19 protein-coding genes are annotated in these 23913 nt (G+C 63.2%); 15 read left to right on the forward strand and 4 right to left on the reverse strand.

All coding sequences use genetic code 11. The annotated features are described in order from the left end of the window. The first annotated feature begins 122 nt into the window (after positions 1 to 122). From A462_RS18495 to A462_RS18440, 12 genes are read left to right on the forward strand one after another with little or no spacing between them, the layout of a single operon-like run. On the forward strand, positions 123 to 1562 hold the full coding sequence (locus A462_RS18495) for an undecaprenyl-phosphate glucose phosphotransferase (protein ID WP_008434553.1): 1440 nt from the start codon (positions 123 to 125) through the stop codon (positions 1560 to 1562). Continuing rightward, positions 1562 to 3022, forward strand: a complete 1461-nt coding sequence (locus A462_RS18490) for a mannose-1-phosphate guanylyltransferase/mannose-6-phosphate isomerase (RefSeq protein WP_008434555.1) — start codon at positions 1562 to 1564, stop codon at positions 3020 to 3022. The genes A462_RS18495 and A462_RS18490 overlap by 1 nt, the downstream gene beginning before the upstream one ends. Continuing rightward, positions 3022 to 3933, forward strand: coding sequence for a glycosyltransferase family 2 protein (locus A462_RS18485; protein ID WP_008434557.1), 912 nt, complete (start codon positions 3022 to 3024; stop codon positions 3931 to 3933). The genes A462_RS18490 and A462_RS18485 overlap by 1 nt, the downstream gene beginning before the upstream one ends. A 29-nt stretch (positions 3934 to 3962) precedes the next feature. Next, entirely contained in the window at positions 3963 to 4727 is a 765-nt protein-coding gene (locus tag A462_RS18480) for a polysaccharide biosynthesis/export family protein (protein WP_008434559.1), read from the forward strand. A 14-nt stretch (positions 4728 to 4741) separates the two neighbouring features. Then, positions 4742 to 6733 (forward strand): GumC family protein, encoded by a 1992-nt coding sequence (locus A462_RS18475; protein WP_003208213.1) that lies wholly within the window; start codon positions 4742 to 4744, stop codon positions 6731 to 6733. Beyond that, positions 6733 to 7923, forward strand: a complete 1191-nt coding sequence (locus tag A462_RS18470) for a glycosyltransferase (protein ID WP_003208215.1) — start codon at positions 6733 to 6735, stop codon at positions 7921 to 7923. The genes A462_RS18475 and A462_RS18470 overlap by 1 nt, the downstream gene beginning before the upstream one ends. Continuing rightward, positions 7913 to 9241 carry a GH39 family glycosyl hydrolase gene (locus A462_RS18465; RefSeq protein WP_008434562.1) on the forward strand — a complete coding sequence of 443 codons (1329 nt, stop codon included), beginning with the start codon at positions 7913 to 7915 and terminating at the stop codon, positions 9239 to 9241. Before A462_RS18470 ends, A462_RS18465 begins: the two co-directional genes overlap by 11 nt. 8 nt (positions 9242 to 9249) lie before the next feature. After that, complete coding sequence (locus A462_RS18460; protein WP_008434564.1) at positions 9250 to 10467, forward strand: glycosyltransferase family 4 protein; 1218 nt, start codon at positions 9250 to 9252, stop codon at positions 10465 to 10467. Further along, entirely contained in the window at positions 10458 to 11561 is a 1104-nt protein-coding gene (locus A462_RS18455) for a glycosyltransferase family 4 protein (protein WP_008434566.1), read from the forward strand. The genes A462_RS18460 and A462_RS18455 overlap by 10 nt, the downstream gene beginning before the upstream one ends. 2 nt (positions 11562 to 11563) lie before the next feature. Then, positions 11564 to 12991, forward strand: a complete 1428-nt coding sequence (locus tag A462_RS18450; RefSeq protein WP_032899307.1) for an O-antigen ligase family protein — start codon at positions 11564 to 11566, stop codon at positions 12989 to 12991. 2 nt (positions 12992 to 12993) lie between these two features. Next, positions 12994 to 14409 (forward strand): murein biosynthesis integral membrane protein MurJ, encoded by a 1416-nt coding sequence (gene murJ / locus A462_RS18445; protein WP_003208222.1) that lies wholly within the window; start codon positions 12994 to 12996, stop codon positions 14407 to 14409. Between the two features lie 15 nt (positions 14410 to 14424). Further along, on the forward strand, positions 14425 to 15489 hold the full coding sequence (locus tag A462_RS18440) for an acyltransferase family protein (protein WP_157222838.1): 1065 nt from the start codon (positions 14425 to 14427) through the stop codon (positions 15487 to 15489). A 112-nt stretch (positions 15490 to 15601) separates the two neighbouring features. Here the strand turns inward: A462_RS18440 and A462_RS18435 are convergent, their stop codons facing one another. Together A462_RS18435 and A462_RS18430 are read right to left on the reverse strand one after the other, a co-directional pair. Next, positions 15602 to 16183 (reverse strand): DUF4174 domain-containing protein, encoded by a 582-nt coding sequence (locus tag A462_RS18435; RefSeq protein ID WP_003208227.1) that lies wholly within the window; start codon positions 16181 to 16183, stop codon positions 15602 to 15604. Between the two features lie 164 nt (positions 16184 to 16347). Then, complete coding sequence (locus A462_RS18430; protein ID WP_008434572.1) at positions 16348 to 16968, reverse strand: glutathione S-transferase N-terminal domain-containing protein; 621 nt, start codon at positions 16966 to 16968, stop codon at positions 16348 to 16350. A gap of 70 nt (positions 16969 to 17038) precedes the next feature. Here A462_RS18430 and A462_RS18425 point away from each other — a divergent pair, with 70 nt between their 5' ends. Beyond that, a complete protein-coding gene (locus tag A462_RS18425; RefSeq protein WP_003208231.1) occupies positions 17039 to 17254 on the forward strand; it encodes an AbrB/MazE/SpoVT family DNA-binding domain-containing protein in 216 nt (71 codons plus the stop codon). Here A462_RS18425 and A462_RS18420 read toward each other — a convergent pair. After that, on the reverse strand, positions 17251 to 17829 hold the full coding sequence (locus A462_RS18420) for a GNAT family N-acetyltransferase (RefSeq protein WP_008434573.1): 579 nt from the start codon (positions 17827 to 17829) through the stop codon (positions 17251 to 17253). The two genes, A462_RS18425 and A462_RS18420, sit on opposite strands and share 4 nt — an antisense overlap. 72 nt (positions 17830 to 17901) lie before the next feature. Beyond that, the gene (locus A462_RS18415) at positions 17902 to 20259 is read right to left on the reverse strand and encodes a DNA polymerase II (RefSeq protein WP_008434574.1); all 2358 of its coding nucleotides are present in this window, start codon (positions 20257 to 20259) and stop codon (positions 17902 to 17904) included. Between the two features lie 230 nt (positions 20260 to 20489). On the opposite strand from A462_RS18415, the gene A462_RS18410 reads away from it, so the two are divergent. Further along, positions 20490 to 22724, forward strand: a complete 2235-nt coding sequence (locus A462_RS18410) for a TonB-dependent receptor (RefSeq protein ID WP_008434575.1) — start codon at positions 20490 to 20492, stop codon at positions 22722 to 22724. Positions 22725 to 22918: 194 nt separating this feature from the next. Continuing rightward, a complete protein-coding gene (locus tag A462_RS18405) occupies positions 22919 to 23800 on the forward strand; it encodes a LysR family transcriptional regulator (RefSeq protein ID WP_003208237.1) in 882 nt (293 codons plus the stop codon). Positions 23801 to 23913 lie beyond the last annotated feature (113 nt).

A 23913-nucleotide genomic window follows, 5' to 3' on the forward strand; every position in this document is an offset into this window, starting at 1 on the left:
TAGGTAATTGCGTATTACCCAGCGAAGTAACCGTTCGTCTGGCGCCACTTATAAAGCAAGCCCTGCCTTTATGGATGAGCAGCCGAACAAGGAAGCCCTGGTGTGCAATGAGGGATGTTTTTATGCGCGAGAAGTCGTCAGTCGACAGCCTGTTTTTGACCCGGGCTGGTTTCATTGAGTTCTTTGTTGTTTTCGTAAAATTGATGCACGGCCTCACCGCCGTTTTCCCAGCACTGATCCTGCTGTTTTATCCAGACCCGATGGCCCCCGAACTGCGCGCGCACTTTCTCGGCTTGCTGCTGTTTTTCGCGATCCTGACGATCATTCTGTTCCAGGCCATGGGGGTTTACTCCGAGGAGCTGTTCAGCAACCGCCTGCGGTTTCGCACCATGCTGGTGGCCTGGTCCGCGGCCTTTTGCATCCTGCTGTTCATGTACCAGATTCTGCTGATGTTCCCGCAGTTGAGCCCGCGCAACCTGGCGTTCTGGTTTATCACCAGCCTTGCGTTGTTCGGGCTGGAGCGGATGGTGATGCTGCGCCTGTTCCGCAACCTGATGGCCAGCGGCAAATACCTGCAACGCACGGTGATCCTCGGCTTCACCGACACCGCCGTGCACGTGGCCGACCACTTGCAGCGCAACGGCGATATCCGTTCCGGACTGATCGGTTTTATCGACGACCGCACCGAGCGCATCCCCAAGGAACTGAGCAACCTGCCGCTGCTGGGCAACACGCGCGACCTGGAAAAGCTGATCCGCTCCGAGCAGGTCAACCAGGTGATGATCACCCTGCCCTGGGCCGCCGAACAGCGGATCAACGGGCTGGTGAAGCGCCTGCGGCAGATGTCGGTCAACGTGATGCTGGTGCCCGACATGGCCGCCCTGCGTTATGGCCACAGCCGCATCACCGATGTGGGCGGCATCCTGATGTTCAACACCTCCCATGTGCCGCTGCGGGGCTGGTCGCCGTTTATCAAGCGCTGCGAAGACCTGATTCTGGCGACCCTGGGCCTGGTGGCGTTGTCGCCGATCATGCTGATCACGGCGATTGCCATCAAGCTCGATTCCAAGGGCCCGGTGCTGTTTCGCCAGAACCGTTTTGGCTACAACGACAACGTGATCCGGGTGTTCAAGTTCCGCTCGATGTATGCCGAGATGAGCGACTTCAACGCCGACCGCCAGACCACCCGCGGCGACCCGCGCATCACCCGCGTGGGCCGGATCATTCGCAAGACCAGCATCGATGAGCTGCCGCAGCTGTTCAACGTGCTGCTGGGCAACATGTCGATGGTCGGCCCGCGCCCGCATGCCACCGCGACCAAGGCCGCCGGCGTGCCCTACGAAGTTGCCGTGAGCGAGTACAGCTCGCGCCACCGGGTAAAACCGGGCATCACTGGCTGGGCGCAAATCAACGGCTATCGTGGTGAAACCGACACCCTGTTCAAGATCCAGAAACGCGTTGAGTACGACCTGGAGTACATCTCGAAGTGGTCGGTGTGGTTCGACTTGTACATCGTTTTCATGACGGTCCCGGCCGTCCTTTCGACCAAGGAAGTCTATTGATGAACACCCTCAACGGCTTGATTCCCTGCATCATTTCCGGTGGTTCGGGCACCCGGCTGTGGCCGGTGTCGCGGCAAAACATGCCCAAGCCTTTCATGCGCATGCGTGATGACCAGAGCCTGCTGCAGAAGACCTTCCTGCGGGCCAGTCACCTGCCGGGCGTGGAAAGCGTGCTGACGGTGACCAACCGCGACCTGCTGTTTCGCACCCTCGATGACTACCGCGTGGTCAACAAGGCCCATCTGGCCCTTGACCTGTTGCTGGAGCCGTTCGGGCGCAACACCGCCGCCGCCATCGCCGTGGCCGCCCTGCATGTACAGGAAAACTTCGGCAGCGAGGCGCAGTTGCTGATCCTGCCCGCCGACCATCTGATTCTTGATGAAAGCGCCTTCGCCGATGCCGTCACCCAGGCCCGCGAACTGGCAGAGGCCGGCTACCTGGTGACGTTCGGCATCCAGCCCGACCACCCGGAAACCGGCTTCGGCTATATCGAACAAGGCGAGGCGCTGGGCCAGGGGTTCCGGGTCAAGCGCTTCGTCGAGAAGCCCGACCTGGCCACCGCCCAGGGCTACCTGGACGGCGGCAAGCACCTGTGGAATGCCGGGATGTTCTGCTTCAAGGCCGGTACATTGCTGGAGGAACTGGCGCTGCACGCCCCCGCCGTGCTGGACGCCGCCAAGGCCGCCCTCGAGCACGGCTACAGCCTGAACAACAACAGTTGCCGTCAGCGCGAGCTGAACGCTGAAGGTTTCGGCGCGGCGCCCGACATCTCGATCGACGTGGCGCTGATGGAAAAATCCGCGCAAGTGGCGGTGGTGCCCTGCGACATCGGCTGGAGTGACATCGGTTCCTGGGACGCGGTGCGCCAACTCACCCCCAGCGACGCCAACGGCAACCAGGTCAATGGCCAGGCGATCCTGCATGACGTGCACAACTGCTACATCGACTCGCCCAAGCGCGTGTTGGGCGCAGTGGGCGTGCGCGACCTGATCGTCGTCGACACCCCGGATGCGATCCTGATTGCCGACGCCAAGCGCAGCCAGGACGTGCGCTACATCGTCGCCGAGCTCAAGCGCCAGGACCATCCGGCATTCAGCCTGCACCGCACCGTCACCCGGCCGTGGGGCACCTACACCGTGCTGGAAGAAAGCAGCCGCTTCAAGATCAAGCGCATCGTGGTCAAGCCCCAGGCCTCCTTGTCCCTGCAAATGCACCATCACCGCAGCGAGCACTGGGTGGTAGTCAGCGGCGCGGCGATGATTACCAACGGCGACCGTGAATTCCTGATCAACGCCAACGAGTCCACCTACATTCCGGCCGGGCACAAGCACCGCCTGACCAACCCCGGCATCATCGACCTGGTGATGATCGAGGTGCAGAGCGGCGAGTACCTGGGCGAAGACGACATTGTGCGTTTTGACGACATCTACGGCCGGGCTCCGGCCGAAGTGAAGAAGTGATGCGTACCGCCCTGATCATCCCGACCCGCAACGCTTCCAGCCACCTCGACCGGCTGCTGCCGGCGCTGCGCATGCAAACTCTGCAACCGGACGAAACCCTGGTGGTCGACAGCGCTTCCAGCGATGACACCGTGGCGCGTTTTCGCGAGTTCGGCGCACGGGTCGAAGTGATCGATGCCAAGGACTTCAACCATGGCGGCACCCGCCGCTGGGCCAGCGAGCAAGTCGACGGCGACGCGCTGATCGTCATGACCCAGGACGCGATCCCCGCCGAACCCGAGACGTTCGCCAACCTGGTGGGCGAACTGGAACTGGACCCGCTCAACGGCGTCGCTTACGGCCGCCAGTTGCCGCACCCGGATGCCGGCGTGCTGGGCGCCCAGTCACGCCACTTCAATTACCCGCCGCAAAGCCGCAGCAAAAGCCTGGCTGATGCGCCGGAGCTGGGGATCAAGACCTGCTTCAGCTCGGATTCGTTTTCGGTGTACCGGCGCAGCGCCCTGCAAGCCGTCGGTGGCTTCCCCGCGGATGTGATCGGCAGCGAGGACGCCTACGTCGCCGCCCGCATGCTGCTGGAAGGCTACAAGGTGCGCTACGCCGCCACCGCCCTGGTCTATCACTCCCACGATTACCGTCTCATGGATGAGTTTCACCGCTACTTCGACATTGGCGTTTTCTACGGCCGCGAGCCGTGGATCCGCCAGGCTTTTGGCGATGCCGGCGGTGAAGGTAAACGCTATGTACTGGCCGAGCTTCGAGCGTTACGCGAAGCCGGTGCATTGCACCGCGTACCCGAAGTACTGGTGCGCAGCGCGTTCAAATTGCTCGGCTACCGGCTGGGCCATCTGGAGCGCCAGCTCCCCCTCGCCCTCAAGCGGCGCATCAGCATGTTCCCCGGTTATTGGAGGTGAGCATCATGACCTACAGGAAGACCCCTTTGATGAAACGAACCTTGCTCGTCCTGGCCATGATGGCATTGGCCGCCTGCAATACGCCCGCGCGGATCGTCGCGCCCGATGGCAAGACGGTGGACGAGGGCAAGCAGGCCCTCGATCGCATGGCCCAACTGCCACCGGCGGTGGAGCGGATCCGCATCGGCGACCAGTTGCGGATTGTCCGCGATGCCGGGGAAATGCCAACCCTGTCGGCGTTCAACGTCAGCACGATTTACGAGCTGACGCTGTACACCGTGCAGAACGACGGCAAGATCAACTATCCCTTCCTGGGGCCGATCCAGGTGGCGCGGCGCACGCCGGCGGAAGTCGCCGCCGAGCTGAGCCAGAAACTCGCACCGGTGTATCGCGAGCCTCGGGTGACGGTGAACATCAACCAGGCGCCGGGCAACACGGTGATCGTCGGCGGCGCGGTATTAAACCCGTCGGCTGTCTCCATCGCCACGGCCCCGACCATGGAGCAGGCGATTCTCGGTGCCGGCGGCGTGAGCTCGGTGGGCAACGCGAGCATGGTCGCCCTGCTGCGTGAAGATGGCCAAGGCGTCTACCACGCCTACTTCCTCGATTTCAGCCAGTACCTGAAGAACGGCGCACTGGGCCGCAAGCCCGTGGCGCTGCAACGCGGTGACGTGGTGTTTGTACCCAAGTCCAACGTCGGCGAACGGATCCAAGGCGTGGACACTTACCTGAACCAGCTGATTCCCTTCACCAAATCCATTGGTGTGGGCTACAGCTACACCACGAACCACTAAAGGAGCGACATCCCATGATCGAGATCCGTTCTTTTCGTGATCTTCTGCGTCTGTTCTTCATCTTCAAGCACGAGTTCAAACTGGCGGCGATTGCCGCGCTGGTGATCATTTTGCTGGGGGCGTTCCTGCTGCCGGCCAAGTATGAATCCACCGCGCGATTGCTGGTAAAACCAGGCCGTGACTCGACGATGCCGATCGAGGTCGACAACCGTCAGCCAATCGTCATGCCGAGCACCCAGCGCGACCCGATTGTCGACGAAGAGCGCCTGCTGACCGGCCGCCCTATCGTGCGTGCAGTGGCCGAGCATTACCTGGACGTGATGGACAAGATGCAGCCGCCGGAAGGCGTGTGGAAGCGCACCAAGTGGTACGTCAAGAAAGGCATCAGTGCCGTATTTGACGGTGTGCGAGTGGTGCTGGAAACCGTTGGCATCGTCGAAGAAACCACCCCGGTGGAACGCCTGGCGAAAAGCCTGGAGAAAAACTTCGAAGTGACCCACGCCATCGGCTCTACGGTGATGGACATCAGCTTCCGCTGGGATGACCCGCAAATCGCCCAGGCGGTGGTCAAGGATTGGGTCGAGACCTACATCGACGAGCGCACCCAGGCGTTGGGCCGCAAGAGCCTGTATGCGTTCTATGAAGGCCAGGTGTCTTCCAGCGCTGCGCAGATCAAGAGCTACAAGGAGCAGATCCTCGCGCACTTGAACGACATCGGCGCCTCGAGCATCACCGATCGCCTGGAAGACTTGTCCGAGCGGATCAACGTGCTGCGTGGCGAGGTGTTCAACTCCACTCGGCTGATCGCTTCCTCCGACGTGGCGTTGCAGAGCACCCGTGACCAACTCAAGGGCCAGCCCAAAGAGGTGACCACGGTTCGCCAGATCGCGTTGAACCCGCAGCAACAAGACTTGCGCCGCCTGCTGAACCAGAAGCTCCTGGAAAAAGCCGACATGATGCGTACCTATACGGATAACGCGCCGCCGGTCAAAGCCCTGGACGCTTCGATCCGTGCCATGCAGGCCCAGGTCGCCGGTGAAAGCGACACGGTGCAAAGCTCCGAGAACCGCGCGCCGAACACCCTGGAAATCCACCTGCAACGGGTACTGCTGGATGAGACCAGCCGCAACCAGTCGCTGCGTACACAGTTGGTGCAACAGCAGAAGCAACTGACTGAACTGGAAGCCCAGCGCAAGGACGCCCTGGCCATCGAGCCGGAACTGGCGCGCCTGGCCCGTGAGTTGAACGGCACCGAGAAAAACTACGCGCTGTATGTCGACAGCCTGGAAAAATCGCGGATCGACCGCGAACTGGACAAGAGCCAGATCAGTAACATCGCGGTGATCGAAGAAGCTACCCTGAACCCTGGGCGCGTCTTCCCGAAAACCCTGCTGATGCTGCTGCTGGCGATCCCGTTCTCCATCGTGGTCGGCTTGCTGGTGATCTACCTGTGCTACCTGCTGGATCAACGGATCCACGACGGCGGCCTGGTGGAGGGCAAATTCGGCCTGCCGCTGTGGACCACGCTGCCGGAGTTGGACACCAGCACCGCGCAAAGCACCAACGCCTTCAACGCGAGCATCTATCGCCTGTATGGGTTGCTGCCGCTGGAGCGTATTGCCGAACAGGGCCTGACCCTGGGGCTGACCTCGGCACGGCACGGTGAAGGCGTGAGCTTTATCGTCGAGCAGTTGCGCCAGTTGCTGGAAGAGAACGGCGTGCGGGTGCGGATCGGCGGGGTTGAGCCGGCGATTCCGGGCCAGGTGGTACTGCTGGATGCTTCGGCGCTGCTGGACAATCGTGATGCGTTCATCAACCTGCGCCGTGCCGACCTGATTGCGCTGGTAGTGGAAGCGCAAAAAAGCACGGTACCGGTGGTGGAACACGCACTGTCGATCCTCACCACGGCGTTCGGCAAGGTCGATGGCATTATCATCAACCGCCGCAAGTTCGAGGTACCGGTCAAGGTGCTGAAAACCATCGCCAAATACCGGGGTTCGTTCTGATGCGCATCGCCCTGCTCGCTCCCCTGCCGCCGGAAAAGAACGGGATCGCCGACTACGCGAACCACTTCAAGACGGCACTGGAGCAACTGGGCGTCGAGGTGGCTACGCCCTTGACGGGCGTGGTCGGCAGCACGGCGGCGATCAAGCAAGCCATTGCCGGTTTCGACTGGCAGGGTGTTGACCTGGTCCACGCCGAGCTGGGCGGTGGGCGGCTGGGGGAGTTCCTGGCCCTGCGCGAATTGCGCAAGGCCTACCCCGCCCTGCCGTTGACCGCCACGGTGCATGACCCGGAACGCATGGTCTGGCGGCGCGAGCAATTGCCCTTTCCGCTGAACCTGCTGGAATCCTTGCCCAGCCCATTGCCCCAGGCGGCAGTGGTGCTGGCCGATCCCTTGACCCTGCGCGAAGAACGTCACGTCGCCCAGGGCCTGACCCGGCTGGTGACCCTCACCCGCCTGGGCGCCGACTGCCTGACGGCGCGGATGCAATTGCCCGCGGGCAAGGTGGCGGTGATCAACCACGCCAACCTGGATATCCCGCCGGTGGCCTTGCCGCCGCTGGACACGCTGCACCTGTTGTATTTCGGTTTTATCTACCGTGGCAAAGGCATCGAAGACCTGTTGCAGGCCCTGGCCGCCGCCTTCGAAAAAGCCCCCGAATTGCGTGACCGTGTGCGCCTGACCCTGGCCGGTGGCACTGCCGCCGAAATGGCGTTTGGCACAGGCGGCAATTACCTGGAGCAGTTGAACAGCCAGATTGCCGAACTCGGCCTGGCAGGCTCCATCGACTGGCGGCTGAATTTGCCGGCCAGCGAGATCCCGCAGACGATCCAGGCGCACCATGTGATGGTGCTGCCGTATCGCGAATCGAAAAAGCTCGGCCTGCTGGGCCGCCAGCGCGGCACCAGCGGCGCATTGTCCTGGGCTGCCGCCTGCGGGCGCGGCGCGATCACCTCCGATGCCAGGGCGTTTGCCGAGGAAGTCGCCAGCGGCAATGGCGCCATCTATCCACAAGGCGATGTAGCCGCCTTGAGCGAACAACTGCTGCGGCTCGCACGCAACCCGCACATGGCCACGGACTGGGCCGCACGCGCCGCCGCCATAGGCCGCGAACGGTTGTGGCCAGTGACCGCGCAGAAGTTCGCGAGCCTGTTTGAGCAAACCGTTGCAGGAGGCAACCATGGCGCGTAAACGGACTTACCTCGCTACCCTCGCAGTCGTCGCTGCGCTGGGTTTGACCGCCTTTCTCTGGGGCCGCCCGGCCGATGCCGAGAGCCATGTGCTCAAGGGCAGCAAAGAGGTCGTGTGGAAGGACTTCCTGGGGGTGAACGCGCAGTTCCTGTGGTTCAGCCCCGAGCGTTATCAGAAGCAGATCGACCGCCTCAAGGCCCTGGGCCTGGAGTGGGTGCGCCTGGACCTGCACTGGGACCAGCTGGAAACCGCCGAGAACCAGTACAACGTCGCGACCCTCGACGAACTGGTGAACAAGCTGCAGCAGAACCAGATCAAGTCGGTGTTCTACCTGGTGGGCTCGGCGAAGTTCGCCACCACCGCGCCCGCCTCCTCGCCGTACCAGGACCAGTTCCCGCCCAAGGACCCGAATATCTTCGCCAACCGCATGGCATTGCTTGAACAGCGATACCCCAGCGTAGATGCGTGGCAGGTGTGGAACGAACCGAACCTGCTGGGGTTCTGGCGCCCCGCCGCCGACCCGGCCGGCTATGCGAACCTGTTGCAAGTCACCGCCGCCGCGTTGCGGGTGGTGAACCCGAACAAACCGGTGGTGGCCGCCGGCATGGCATTCTTCAGCGAAATGCCCAACGGCCAGAACATGCTCGACGGGCTGCTGCAACTGGGCGTGCCGAGCCTGAATACCATCATGTCCTATCACCCCTACACCCAATTGCCCGAAGGCAACACGCCGTCGAACCTCGACTTTGTCGAAAAAACCAGCGCCCTCAACCAGAAACTGCGGGCGGCCGGGGTGAATACCCTGTGGAGCACAGAGTGGGGCTGGTCGACCTACAAAGGCCCGAAAGAGGTGCAGGACTTCATCACCACCCAGGGCCAGGCCGACTACATCGTGCGCCGCGTCGCGCTGATGAGCGCGCTGGATTTCGACAAGATCTTCCTGTTCACCCTGAGCGACCTGGACCAGCGCGCCAGCGTGCGCGACCAGAGTTATGGCTTGCTCGACATCGACGCCAACCCCAAGCCGTCGTACACCGCGCTGCAGAATTTCCTGCAGGTGAGCGGGCCCAAATTGACCCCCGGCGACCCACCCACCGCCGATCAGTTGCCCGATGGCCTGTTCAGCATCGGCTGGTCCCGTGCCGACGGGCGCAAGGTGTGGTTCTTCTGGTCGGCCCGTGGCGGCAGCGCGCACTTGCCGGGCATGACCACCGCCACCTTGTATGACCCGTTGCGCGGCACCGAAACACCGTTGAGTGGCACCAATGGACTGGACGTACCGGTCAAGCCGAACCTGCAAATTCTGTTATGGGATTGAAGCCACCCATGCGCATCCTCTGGATCCTGCCCTACTCGCCTTGGCCCGCTACCAGCGGCGGCAAGACGCGCCAGTTTCATTTGCTGCGCAGCCTGGCTGCGCGCGGGCATCGGATCACCTTGCTGCTGCATGACAAACATGCGGTATCGCTGACGGATCGCCAGGTGCTGGAAGCCTTTCTGGAACAGGTGATCATCCTCCCCCGCCGCCCGCTGCGCAGCCTGAAGACCCTGCTGGCCGGGCTGTTTGCGCCGTACCCGTTGCTGGCCAGTGTGAATGGCCTGTCGGGTGAACTGCAGGACACCTTCGAGCGCTTGCTGACCGAGCATTGGGACGTGGTGCAGATCGAACATACCTACACCTTCCAGCCTTACGAAGCTGCATTGGCCCGTCGCTCCCAGCCGTTTGTGCTGACCGAGCACAATGTCGAATCGTCCCTCGGCGCCGCGACTTACGACCGCCTGCCCGGCTGGGCGTTGCCGTTCATACGCTACGATCAATGGCGCTACGGCCGCTGGGAGCACCGGGTGATGCGCCAGGCCGCGCAAGTGGTCGCCGTGACCGACGCCGACGCCCAGACCCTGGCGCATATTGCCGGCAAGCCGGTACCGGTGGTGGTCAACGGGGTGGATTGCGCGCACTTCGCTGCTGCCCGACCCGACCCGACGACCCGCCGCGTGCTGTTTCTGGGCAACTACGAATACGCGCCCAACGTCGATGCCATCGAGTGGGCACTGGATGAGATCCTGCCGAAAGTGTGGGCCCGCTGCCCCGACGCACGCATGAGCGTCTGCGGTTTCGGCATGCCGGAAAGCTGGCGCGAACGCTGGAAGGACGGACGCATCGAATGGCAGGGTTTTGTCCCCAACCTGCTGGCCCTGCAATCGAGTTGCTCGGTGTTTCTGGCGCCGTTGCGCCATGGCGGCGGCTCCAAGCTCAAGGTGCTTGAAGCCCTGGCCGCCGGCCTGCCGCTGGCGAGTACCGACCAGGGCGTGTCCGGCCTGGACCTGGTGGAAGGCCTGGATTACCTCGGCGGCCAGACCGCTGAAAGCCTGGCCGACGCCGTGGTGCGCCTGCTGCAACAGCCTGAAGTCGCTGCTCCCATGGGCGAAGCCGGTCGCGCCTATGTGCGCCGTGCCCATGACTGGAGCGTCGCCGCCAGCCAGCTGGAGCAGGTGTACGCGCAACTGTCGCCCCAGAGCCAAAAGGAGCCGGCATGCGCATAGGCCTCGATTACCGCACCGTCGGCACCTCGCCGCAATCAGGCATCAGTCGCCAGGTGTACGCCCTGGAAGATGCCCTGCGCACCCTGCCCGGCATCGAGCTCGAACGCTTCAGCGTCGCGCCGCTGGGGGATGAGCTGCGCCTGAACGTGCATTGCCCGGACTGGGGCTGCGCCAAGACCGCCATGCACCAGCCGCACCAGCGCCTGCGTTTCGAGGCGGGCTACCTGCCCAAGGCGCTGCGCAATGAGCACATCGATGTGTACATCAGCACCTTCAATATGGGCCTGCCGCTGCCGCCCAAACCCCAGGGCCTGCGCACCGTGGTGCTGCTGCATGACCTGTTTCAGATCACCCTGGACAACTATCACGCCAACCGCCTGAAGGCGCTGATCTACAAGGCCAGTGATCGGCTGTCGATCACCTATGCGGTGCACACGGCAGACCGGGTGTGGACGCCTTCGCAGTACAGTGCCGACGAAACCGCGCGGCTGTTTCCCAAGGCGGCAGGCAAGATTCGCGTGTTGCCCAACCAGGTGGTGGGTTTTGTCGGACTGCCGGCGGACCTCTCGGCCCGGCAACTGCCCGAGCGCTACTGGCTGCTGGTGGGTACCCGGGAATTGCGCAAGAACGTGCCGTTCCTGGTGGACGCCTGGCAGCAAGCGCGCAGCCAGTCGCCGAGCGTGCCGGAACTGGTGCTGGTGGGCAGCCTGGAGCATTTGCCCGAAGCACAACGCAACTACCCGGGGATACGCGCCTTGAGCGGCGTATCCGACGCTGAATTGCACGGGCTCTACCGCAAGGCCTTGCGCCTGTGGCAGCCTTCCTACGCGGAAGGCTTTGGCTTGCCGGTGATCGAAGCCCTGAGCGTCGGCACTCCGGTGGCGGTGGCCAGCGGTACCTCGCTGGACGAAATCACCCCGCCGCTGGCACCGCGGTTTTCACCCACGGACGGCGCGGCGCTGGTGCAATTGATGCTGCACCTGGCCGACCAACCCGTCGAACAACCACCTGAACAGTTACGCAGCTGGGCCGAACGCTTCAACCACCAGGCCTACCGTCGGCGCCTGGCCGAACTGATCGAGGAATTGAATTGAGAATCTCACTGGGTAGCCTCGTCGCCATCGTCTTCGGCCTGCTGTTTGGTGGGTTGATCCTGTTTCTTTCCCCGGTCAAGGCCGTGCTGGCAGTGATCGGCCTGGCCGCTGCCGTGACGATTCTGCGGTTCCCGTTCTGGGGACTGCTGCTGTTCGCCCTGGTGGCGACGTTCATGCCCTACTCCACCCTCAACCTGGGGATTCGCAGTACGGTCAGTGAGGCGCTGATCGCCCTGACCTGGGCGGCGGTGATCTGGCACGGTTTCCTCTCGCGCCTGCCGGCCGCCCCACCGCTGTCGCGGCGCCCTACCGACCGCATGTTGATGTGGCTGATGATCTTCACAGTGGTGCCGTTTATCGTCGGCCAGGTCAGCATCACCGCCGAGGCCAGCGGCGTGGCGAACTGGTTGCGTTGGCTGCTGAACCTGTCGGTGCTGTTCCTCGCCGCCAAGCTGCTGGTTGAACAGAAGAACCGCGAAGCCCTGGTGATCGCCTTGTTGCTGGGCACACTGGCGATGCTGGTGATGTCCATCGGTGTATTTATCCGCTCGCGCTCGGCCTCGGGCATGTTGCCGATCCTGACCCTGATGAACTACGGCAGCCTCGACACCCTGTCCCTGGGCCTGGGTGCCATGGCCTCGCGGATGGGTTCGCCATGGATGCACCCGAATGCCACCGGCGGGATCATGGCGCTGCTGCTGCCATTGGCGTTCTGCTATGGCATCACCAACACCGGCTGGAAACGCGGTCTCGGCCTGGGCGTTGCCTGCCTGGGTGCGGCGGCCCTGCTGTTGGCCAGCAGCCGGGGGGCGATGGTCAGCCTGGCGCTGGTGCTGATCTGGATGGCGTCGCGGCGGGTGCCGTACACCGGGCGTTTGCTGATGATCGGCGTGGCGTTGGCGGCGGCGCTGGTAGTGTCGTATCCACCGCTGCAGGAACGCCTGGCGACGATCTTTTCGGCGCAGAACGCGAGTACGGAAGTGCGCTTTGACGAATACCGCATGTTCCCCCAGGCCGTGGCCAGTTACCCGCTGGGCATTGGCTTCAAGGTTGACCCTCCGGTGCCGGGTACGCACCTGCTGGGGATTTCCAACCTGTGGCTGAATTTCGTCTACAAGACCGGGGTGATCAGCATGCTGCTGTTTATCGCAGTGACCTGGCGCTGGTGGCGCGAGTCCCGTCCGGAAATCGGCCCGATCCGCCTGACCAAGGACAATGCGATCTGGCTGGGCAGCACGGCGGGGATTCTGTCGGCGCTGGTCAGCGGCTTTTTTGACCACTACTTCAGCTTCGCCCTGGTGATGATTGCGCTGTTCTGGCTGATGGTGGGGATCAACGTGCTGGAGGCGCGGCGGCTGTTTCCGGCGCGTCTGCCAAAGGTCAAGACCGTGGCGCATCGCAAGCCTGTGTTCAATAGCGTCGGGCCCTAGGCATGCTCGGATCGGCGTTCTGGTTGACCCTGGCAACCTTGCTGGGGCTGTGCCTCGGGTTTGCCCGTGAGTGGTTGCTGGTGGCGGCGTGGGGTGCGGGCGAGCGCAGCGATGCGTTCCTGATCGCGCTGTTCTTGCCCGAAGCGTTGCGCATGTCCCTGGCCGGGGGTGTGCTGAGTGCCGCCGCCCTGCCGCTGTACCTGCAACGCAAGGACGGCGAGCGCCTGGACTGGCTGGCGGTGTTGTTCCCGGCGCTGTTGCTGATCGCCCTGGTGACCAGCCTGCTGCTGACGTTGCTGGCGCCATGGCTGGTGCAGCTGCTCGGCCCGGGGCTGGCGGCGACGGCCACCAGCCTCGCCAGCAGCAACTTGCAGATTCTCGCCTGGAGTGTGCCGGGGCTGATGCTGCATGCGCTGTTCAGTATTCCGCTGCAGGCCAGCGAGCGCTTTGTGGTCGCGGGGCTCGGCTCGTTGCTGTTCAACCTGCCGCCGGTGACCTACCTCGCCCTCGCCGGCACCGCCACGCAACCGCACTCGCTGGCGTTGGCCTGCCTCACCGGCAGCCTGCTGATGCCCCTGGCGCTGTTGCCGTCGATGCTGCGCCTGGGCTGGCGGCCGTGGCGGCTGCGGGCTTCGACATTGGAATTGCGCGAGCTGGGCGCACGCATAGGCCCGCTGCTTTTAAGCAACGGTGCCAGCCAGGGTTTGGCGCTGATTGAACGGCTGGTGGCGTCCTTGCTGGGTGAAGGTGCGGTGACCTGGGTCAACCTGGCCCGCAAGCTGATGAACTTGCCGTTGATTGCCCTGATGAGCCTCAACCAGGTGCTGCTGGGCATGATGAGCCGGCGCCAGGGCGACGAGCGCCTGGCCCTGCTCAAGCGTGGCCTGGAAACCGCCAGCCTGCTGACCTTGCCCGCAGGCGTCGGCCTGGTGGCGGCGGCGCCGAGCCTGGTGGCGTTGCTGCTGCCGAAGCAGTCGGTGGATTCGCCGTTGCCGCTGTTGCTGGCCTGGTTTGCCGTGCCGCTGGTGTTCGGCGCCTGGAACGCCCTGCTGGCGCGTTATGCCTATGCCGCCGGCGACACCCGCCAGCCGCTGCGTTGCGAGTTGCTGGGCAGCCTGGTGAACGTGTTGCTGCTGGGTGTGCTGCCGTTTGTGTTTGGCCTGGCGGGTATCCCGCTGGCCGCCCTCGCCGGCGTGCTGTGCACGGCGTTGCTGCTGATGCAACGCCAGGCCTTGCTCGGCGCCCTGCCCTGGAAGGGGCACTGGTTGCTGAGTGGGCTGGTGATGGGCTTGGCGGCGTTGGTGTTGTTTCGGGTTCAAGGTATTTGGCTTCAGCTGGGGTTGAGCACCCTGGCGGGGGCCGTGGTGTTGCTGGGCATGGGCCTGTGGCTCAAGCCGTGGCGCAAGGCAGATTTATAGAGTGGGAGCAGTCAGGTGAAAAAACGCTGGATTCAAATGGATATTGCCAAGGGCATTGGCATCCTGATCATCGTGTTCGGGCATGGCTGGTTCGTGGAGCATTCCCCGAACCTGCTGTACCCGATACTCGCGGTCTTCATCCTGCCGCTGTTCTTTTTCCTCTCCGGGGTGTTCTTCAAGCCCGAGCAGCCGTTCGTTGAAATGGCGGTGCGCAAGGCCGATGCCCTGCTCAAGCCGTTCTTCACCACGATGCTGGTGTACGTATTGGTGCGCGACATCCTGCGCGGCCAACCGCTGCTGCCCGACATTGGCGGCGTGCTGTACGCCTCGGTGGATACCCTGCCCTGGCAGGCCTTGTGGTTCTTGCCACACTTCTGGGCGGCGATACTGTTTGCCTGGGTGATGCTGCGGCTGATGCAACGCCTGGGCCTGTCCCTGGTGTGGAGTTGCGTGGTGGTGGGCGTGCAGTTGCTGCTGGGGGTCTGGACCCTGGACTGGTTCTGGCAGGTACCGATCACCGTCGGCGGCCAGACCTGGACGATGCCGGGGCTGCCCTTCAGCCTGGATGTCACGTTGATCAGCAGTACCTATTTCATCCTCGGTTATCTGCTGCGGGACGTGCTGCGCAAACACCAGAGCTCACTGCTGAGCATGGTGGTGGCGCTGGTGGTGTACTTCGCGATTTTCATCCCGACCTGGGACACCATGGACCTGGCCCAACGGCGCTATGACCATTGGTTCTGGACCAGTGCACTGGCGGTGATCGGTGTGTACGTCTGCTGGGCGCTGGCCGGGTTGATGATGACCTCCGCGGTATTGACCCGCGCCATGACCTACATCGGCCAGTCGACACTGATCCTGTTGATTTTCCACGGCGAGATCCAGCACAAGACCATTGCCCTCCTGCAGCACCTGGGCCTGCCGGATGTGGCGGCGGCGTTTATCGGGCTGGTGGTGGCGGTGGTGGTGCCGTTGATGATCGGCGAGGTGATCAAGCGGGTGGCCTTCCTGCGGTTTTTCTACTTCCCGTTCCCGGTGCGCAAGGCACCGGCGGTGGCCGGTGAAAAGCCTGGAGCTTGAGGCGTGATGTGGGAGCTGTCGAGCTTTAGCGAGGCTGCGTGGCATCACCGCGGTGTGCCTGAATTACCGAGGTGATGCTATCGCAGGCAAGCCAGCTCCTACAGAAAAACGCTCAATCATCCAGTGCCGGTTGTGGCGCTGGATGCTTGGTGTTTTTGCCCGCCTTGGCGCCAGGCTTGCCTGCTGCAGGGGCAGCGGGCTCAGGTTCGGCCGGGGCGGCAAGGTCCTTTTCAGCCTGGGGCATCTGATCAATCGCGCTGAAGAAATCCGCCAGGCTGAGGGTGTCGGGTGGCACGGTCTTCTCGAGTTTTTTCTCGCCGTCCTTGCCCACCAGGATCACCTTGGTACCACTGCCGGCGCCCAGCTTGAGTGCGCGGATCAGCGCGTTGGTTTCCGGCGGTGCGAGCTTCTTGTTGTCCTTCGCGTCCTTGGCGAACTTCTCGCCTTCAGCGCCGATGCTGCCAAAGGACACGGTGTACAGCACCATGTTGCGCTCTTCAAAGGACTGCTTGTTGGCAGGCTCGTCCAGCTGTTTCTTGAGGGTGGCCAACGTCGGGTTGCCGGAGTCGAGCTCCACCACCACCAACGGACGGGACTTGCCCAGGTCCTGCTTGAGCGGATTGAGATCATCTGCGGCCAACAGCGGCCCCGTAAAAGCCATCAGGGTAGCCAGGGTCAGCGACCGGATGAGCATGCACACCTCCTTTGAATTCCATGCAGGGTTCTTGAGTTTCATGTCTGCGACAGTCAAATTCAAGGATGATTCCTACAACAACTTCAGAAAGCGTAGGTCAGGACGCCCGCGACGCAAGGCGTTTAGCCACCTTACGCCTCATTGTTTCTTTTGATTGCGGATGCTCACGACGGCCAATGCCGGGCAAATACCGGCGCTACGTTTGGGTGGGCATCCACCTGCGCCAGCATCCGGGCAAACTCTGGCCGCGACTGGTGCAGCGCGTCCCGCCCGCCTGCCCAACGCGACACCGCCGCAGCCATGATCGCCAGTGCATTCGGAACCTGCGCCGGGGTGAACAGTTGCTCGGCAAATTGATCGGCAAACACTTCCCAGGCCCCATGCAGGCGGCGACGGGTGCCGCTGATCAGCTGTTCATGCTGCTGCGCATCGAGGCTGTCGGTCCAGCGTTCCGGATAGTCGATGATGCCAATCGCCGAGTAACAGTTGGCGGCGATGTACACCAGGCCGCGAATGACTTGGGCGGGCTCCTCGGGCAGCAGCCCTGAGGCGGGAAACTGCAGGCCCAGGTGAATCAGGATCGCCGCGCTTTCCGTCAACACGCTGCCATTGGGCAGTTTCAGGGTGGGGATTTGCTTGAGCGGGTTGATCCGCGCCAACGCCTCGTTGCCCACGCGGTCTTCCCAGGAGCAGGCGTCGACCTGGCACCACTCGACACCGCAACGCTGCAGGGCAATTTCGATGATGCACGAGCCGGTGCCTTGGGTTCCGTAAAGGGTGTACACAGTGCCAAGCCTCCTGGCAGTGGATTGAGGTGTTAGGCTAGGCCGTTCATTCGTTCAACGGGAAGCCATCATGCACAGCAAACGCGTCACGATCGAAGACTGGGACGGCGACGGCGCCATCCGCCTGCCAGACGAAGCCTTGCAGGAACTGGGGCTGGATGTGGGCGACACGCTGTACATCGTCGAGACCTATGTGGGCACGCAAAAAGGCTTTGTGCTGTCGACCACGCCGAAAATTGCCGACCGGATGGATGAGTTGGTGGAAGAGCTGAGCCATAAGCCCTAGCGAGCCAGCCTGGCTTGCAACCCCGCCTTCACCTGTGGCCATTCCGGATCAATGATGCTGAAGCGCACCGAGTTGCGCTTGCGGCCATCGGGCATGATGCGCTCGTGGCGCACGATCCCTTCCTGTACCGCGCCGAGGCGCAGGATCGCGGCCCGGGATTTTTCGTTGAGTTCATCGGTGGTGAACTGCACCCGCACGCACTCCATCACTTCAAACGCGTGGGTCAGCAGCAACAGCTTGGCCTCGGTGTTGACCCCGGATTTCTGCACCGACTGGCTGATAAACGTGTGGCCGATCTCCAGCTTGCGGTTGACCCGGTCGACCTTCCAGAACCGGGTGCTGCCCACCACTTCACCGGTGTCGCGGCGCACGATGACAAACGGCATCACGGTGCCCGCCTCACGCCCGGCCAGGGCAATGTCCACGTACTTTTCGACGGTGTCGGGCCCCGGCACGTTGGTCACCTTGAGGTTCCACAACTGCCCGTCGGCAGCAGCCTGTACCAGGGCGGTGGCGTGTTCGCGTTGCAGGGGCCGGAGTTCGACCGTGGTGCCGGTCAGGGTGATTTCAGTCATGGGAGGGCTGCGCTGTATGGTGGTCGTCAGTGGCCAAGATTGCAGGCTCTCGCCACCTCAAGGCAAGCCGTTTCAGAACAAGCCCATCTGGCCGCCCACCAGGGTGCCGAAGTCATCGTTTACAAACGGCAGGATCGCGTCCGCCACCGGTTGCAGTTGCCGGGTGACGTAGTGGTCGTAGTCGATCGGTGCCTGGCGCACTTCCAGCGGCTCGGGGCCGTTGACGCTGATCACGTAGCTGATCCAGCCACCGTTCTGGTACTGGCGCGGGCGGCCCTGGCGGTCGTTGTATTCGTCGGCCAGCCGCGCGGCGCGCACGTGGGGCGGTACGTTGCGCTCGTAGTCACCCAGTTGCCGGCGCAGGCGCTTGCGGTAGATCAGCAGGTCGTCGAGCTCGCCGCTCAAGGTGCGACGTACGTAGTCGCGCACATAATCCTGGTGGGGCTGGCGGTGGAAGATGCGCTGGTAGAGTTCCTGCTGGAATTGCCGGGCCAGGGGCGACCAGTCGCTGCGTACGGTTTCCAGGCCCTTGTAGACCATTTCTTCGCTGCCGTCGGCACGGGTGACCAGCCCGGCGTAGCGCTTTTTGCTGCCCTCTTCCGCACCACGAATGGTCGGCATCAGGAAGCGGCTGAAGTGGGTTTCGTATTGCAGTTCCAGGGCGCTTTGCAGGCCGAACTCATTCTGCAGGCGCTCGCGCCACCAGGTGTTGACGTGCTGCACCAGGTCCAGGCCGATGCGCGTCGCGTCTTCCTGGGAATGGGGGCTGCCGAGCCAGACAAAAGTCGAGTCGGTATCGCCGTAGATCACCTCATAACCCCGGGCTTCGACCAGCTCGCGGGTCTGGCGCATGATCTGGTGGCCGCGCAGGGTGATGGACGATGCCAGTCGCGTGTCGAAGAAGCGGCAACCACTGGATCCGAGTACGCCGTAGAAGGCGTTCATGATGATCTTCAGCGCTTGGGACAGCGGCGCGTTGTGTTCGCGCTTGGCCACTTCGCGGCCCTCGGAAACCCGCGCGACAATCGACGGCAGGCAATGCCGGGTGCGGGAAAACCGCGCACCGCGAAAGCCTTCCACCGACTCGCTGTCTTCGGGGTGACGCAGGCCTTCGATCAGGCCCACCGGGTCGATCAGAAAGCTGCGGATGATCGACGGGTAGAGGCTTTTGTAGTCAAGCACCAGCACCGACTCGTAGAGGCCCGGGCGCGAATCCATGACAAACCCGCCGGGGCTGGCCTGGGGTGGTTTGTCTCCCAGGTTCGGCGCGACGAAACCCTGGCGGTGCATCAGCGGCATGTACAGGTGCGTGAACGCTGCCACCGAACCGCCGTTGCGGTCTGCCGGCAAGCCGGTGACGCTGGCTCGTTCGAGGAGGAATTTCAGCAGCTCGGTCTTCTCGAAAATCCGCGTGACCAGCTCGCAGTCCTTGAGGTTGTAGCGTGCCAGCGCGGGCTTGTCCTCGGCGAACATGCGGTTGATTTCGTCCATGCGCTGGTACGGCGTGGAGATCGATTTACCTTCACCGAGCAAGGTCTGGGCGACGTTTTCCAGGCTGAAGGATTCGAAACTCCAGGTGGCCGAGCGCAAGGCTTCGATGCCATCGATGATCAACCGCCCGGCCGCTGCCGCGAAGTAGTGATTGCGGCTGCCGTGCTCGCGCCAGCCCATGGCATCGCCGCCACGGCCCAGCAGCAGCGGCACGTTCAGGCGTTGCGCATGTTCGTGCAGCACGCGCAGGTCGAACTGCACCAGGTTCCAGCCGATGATCGCGTCGGGGTCATGGGTGGCGAGCCACACATTCAGGCGTTCGAGGAGTTCGGCGCGGGTGTCGCAGTAGTCGAGCTTGAAGGCCACCGCATCGGTGTTGTTGGGCGGGCCGAGCATGTACACCTGGCGCTCGCCGCAACCTTCCAGGGCGATGGAATACAGGTCGCCCTGGGCGGTGGTCTCGATGTCCAGCGACACCAGCTTGAGTGGCGGGCGATAATCCGGCGCGGGTTTCATCTGCGCCTCCACCAGCATGCCGCCCTCGCCCGCTTTGCCGCCGAACAACACCGGCGCGGTGATGAAGCGCTCCATCATGTAGCGATCGGGCGGGCGCACATCGCCTTCGTAGACGTCGATGCCGGCTCGACGCAGGCGCTTTTCCAGGTCCATCAATTGGCGATGCTGTTTGGTGTAGAGGCCCAGCACCGGGCGATGGTGGAAGTCGCAGAGCGCCAGGTCACGCAACTCGATACCGCGCTCGCCCTTGAGCTGCAGCTCGGCGGGCTTGCGATGGGCTTGCGGGATGAACATCACGGAGGTCTGCACCGGCAAGCGCACGAACCTGGGGCCTTGATCGGTAGCCAGCCAAAAGCTGACCTCCGTGCCCGCCGGGGTGTCGCGCCAATGCCGGGTCAGGACAAACCCCTGCTGTAAATCCACCTTGCCACACCTCAAGAATCACTTTCAGGGCGTGATTCTACTCGGCCTGTGCCACGGCGCGGCGATTTAACCGAAATGGCCTACGTATACGGAGAGAGTAATCTCACAAACTTGTTGCAGAACATTAATGACAATTACTATCATTCGCACCGGAGTCGTATCCGCGCAGCGAGGACGCGCAACGTTGTTGCCCTTTTCCTCACATTGACGGTTCGCCGTCAGGATCGACCATGCCCAATTCCACCCGTTTGGCTGTGCCGTTTCGCCCTACCCTGCTCGCCCTTTGCTGCTCCCTGAGCCTCGCCGCTCACGCCGCCACTCCAGAAACCCCGCAGGATGCGAACAACAGTCAGGACGGCAAGGCTCTGGAACTGGGCGCTACCACCATCAGCGCCGACGCGGCCACGCCCAACGCCCTGCCCCCGGTGTACGCCGGCGGCCAGGTCGCCCGCGGCGGGCAACTGGGGGTGCTGGGCAACCAGGACATCATGGACGTGCCCTTCAGCATGTCTTCCTACACCGAAAAATTGATCCGTGACCAGCAGGCCGAGAACGTCGGCGATGTGCTGCTCAACGATTCGTCCGTGCGCCAGGCGTCGGGGTACGCGAACCAGGCCCAGGCCTTTGTGATCCGTGGCCTGCCGCTGAACGGCGATGACATTTCGTTCAACGGTCTGTACGGCATCCTGCCGCGCCAGATCATGTCCACCGACGCCCTGGAGCGGGTTGAAGTGTTCAAGGGCCCCAACGCCTTTATCAATGGCGTGACGCCCGGCGGTTCCGGGATTGGCGGCGGCGTGAACCTGCAACCCAAGCGCGCCGATGATGTGCCGTTGCGGCGTTTCAGCACCGACATCAGCAGCGATGGCCGGGTCGGCGAGCACCTGGATATCGGGCAACGTTTTGGCGAGGACAATCGTTTTGGCGCACGGGTGAATATTTCCCAGCGCGAAGGCGACACCGGGATCGATGACGAGAGCCAGCGTTCGAAGCTGTTTGCGGTTGGCCTGGACTATCGCGGTGATGCGCTGCGTTTGTCGGGAGACTTTGTCTACTCGAAACAGCAGATCAATGGCGGGCGCAACACCGTGTTGCTCGGCCAGAACCTGACCCATATCCCCAACGCGCCTTCGGCCGACACCAACTACGCGCCGAGCTGGGGCACCAGCAGCCTGGAAGACACTTTCGGCATGTTGCGCGCCGAGTACGACCTGAATGACAACTGGACCGCCTACATCGCAGGCGGCGCCAAGCACACCAACGAGATTGGCCGTTACTCCTCGGTCACGTTGAATGACACCCTGGGCAATGCCACCGTCAGCGGCTCGCGCATCGCCCACCAGGAAGACAACACCAGCCTGATGGCGGGCTTGAATGGCAAGTTCCAGACCGGCGCTGTCAGCCACAAACTGAACTTCGGGTTGACCGGAATCTGGGCCCAGACGCGCAACGCCTATGACTTCGACCTCAACGGCCACGCCAGCAATATCTATAACCCGGTGGACGTTGCCGAACCGGTCAAGGGCAGTTTCGTCGGCGGCGACCTGAACGATCCGGGCATCACCGCCAAGACCTTCGCCCGCAGTGCAGCGGTCTCGGACACCCTGGGCTTTATGGATGATCGCTTGCTGGTGACTGCCGGGTTGCGCCGCCAGGAACTGGTGGTCCAAGGGTATGCCTACGGGTCGGGCCCACGTAACGCCAATTACGACAAGTCGATCACCACACCGGTGTACGGCCTGGTGTTCAAGCCGTGGGACCACGTGTCGTTCTATGCCAACCATATCGAAGGCTTGGCCCAGGGCCCGACCGCACCTCAGAACGCCGGCACCGCACCCATTACCAACGCCGGCCAGGCCTATGCCCCGGCGCGCTCGAAACAGACCGAAGCCGGGGTCAAGCTCGACATGGGCACCTATGGCGCAACCCTGGGTGTGTATCGCATCGAGCAACCAACCGACGGTTACTCACAACTCAGCGCCGACGGCTTGAGCGCCACCTATGTTCGCCAGGGCGAGCAAGTCAACAAAGGCGTTGAGCTCAACGTGTTCGGTGAACCGATCGCCGGCCTGCGCCTGCTGGGCGGCGCAACCATCATCCACACCGAAGTCCACGGCACCCAGAACGGCGCCAACGACGGCAACCGCGCCATCGGCGTACCGACCTTCCAACTGAATGCCGGCGTGGACTGGGATGTACCAGGCCTGCAAGGCGTGACAGTCAACGGACGGATGCTGCGCACCGGCGGCCAATATGCCGACGCGGCCAACAACCTCAGCCTGCCCGCCTGGAACCGCTTCGACGTGGGCGCCCGCTACACCTTCAAGGTGGACCAGCGCGACGTCACCCTCGGCGCCACTGTGGAGAACGTCGCCAATACCAAGTACTGGGAATCGGCACTCGGCGGCTACCTGACCCAAGGTGACCCGCGCGTGGCCAAGCTGTCGGCCAGTATCGACTTCTAACCCTAGTCAATGTAGGAGCTGGCTTGCCTGCGATGCAGGCACCTCGGTGTGTCAGATGCACCTCGGTGATGCTATCGCAGGCAAGCCAGCTCCTACAGAAAGCAGATCTGCCTGCACCCGGGTTGTTTGCCGGACATTGGACAGCCGAACGCCAACTGCGTAGTTTCCCAACCACTGCGCACAAGGACCCCGGCATGTCCCCCGACCTCACTTCCATCGAGCTGTTCCTCAAGGCGGTCAAGCTGGGCAACCTGTCCCGGGCGGCCGAGCAATCCCATCTCTCCCTCTCTGCCGCCAGCCGACGCCTGTCGCTGCTGGAGCAGCACTTCAAGGTCGCCCTGCTGACCCGCACCTCCACCGGCGTTTCACCGACGGCAGCCGGGGAAGTATTGGCCCAGCATGCACAATCGATCCTGCGGGCCGTGGACGGCATGCACGCCGATCTCGCCGATTACGCCAAGGGCGCCACCGGCCGGGTTTGCCTGTACGCCAACAGTTCGGCGATGAGCCAGGAACTGCCGCGCCAACTGACCCAGTGGAACACCTTGCACCCGGGCATCCGCCTGGATATTCGCGAGGAGCGCAGCCGGGAGATCCTCCAGGCCGTGCGCGAGGGCGTGGCGGATGTCGGTATCGTCACCACCCGCCCCAGCGAAGAGCTGCGGTTCGAGCCCTACTGCCAGGACCGCCTGTGCCTGCTCGTGCCCAATGACCACCCACTGAAAATGCGCCATGCGCGCTTCGAGGATTTGCTCGGCTACGACTTCGTCGGCCTGGAAGACAACGCCGCCATCACCCCGTTGATTACCGAGGCCGCCGCGGCGATCGGCATGCCGTTGCGGCTGCGGGTGCAGGTGCGCAGTTTCGAAGCAGTGTGCCGCTTGATCGCCGCCGGCCAGGGTGTGGGCGTGTTGCCACAGGGCGCGGTGCAGATCTTCCGCAAGGAGATGGCCTTGCGCTTTATCGAAATCGACGACAGCTGGGCCGACCGGCAGATGTACCTGTGCATGCGCAAGGAACAGCCGTCACTGACGAGCCTGGCACTGTTCGACTACCTGAGCGCCAACCCTGCGTAAACCTTTGGCCTTCGAATTTTGCGAAGGCCGATTCCACAATTAGCAATTCCCCTGTTGTCACAGCTGTGCCAAGAATGCCCCCGCCAGACCTTCCTATAAAAACAAGACAGGAG

It is taken from the genome of Pseudomonas sp. Ag1, from assembly GCF_000278565.1.
Taxonomy (GTDB): domain Bacteria; phylum Pseudomonadota; class Gammaproteobacteria; order Pseudomonadales; family Pseudomonadaceae; genus Aquipseudomonas.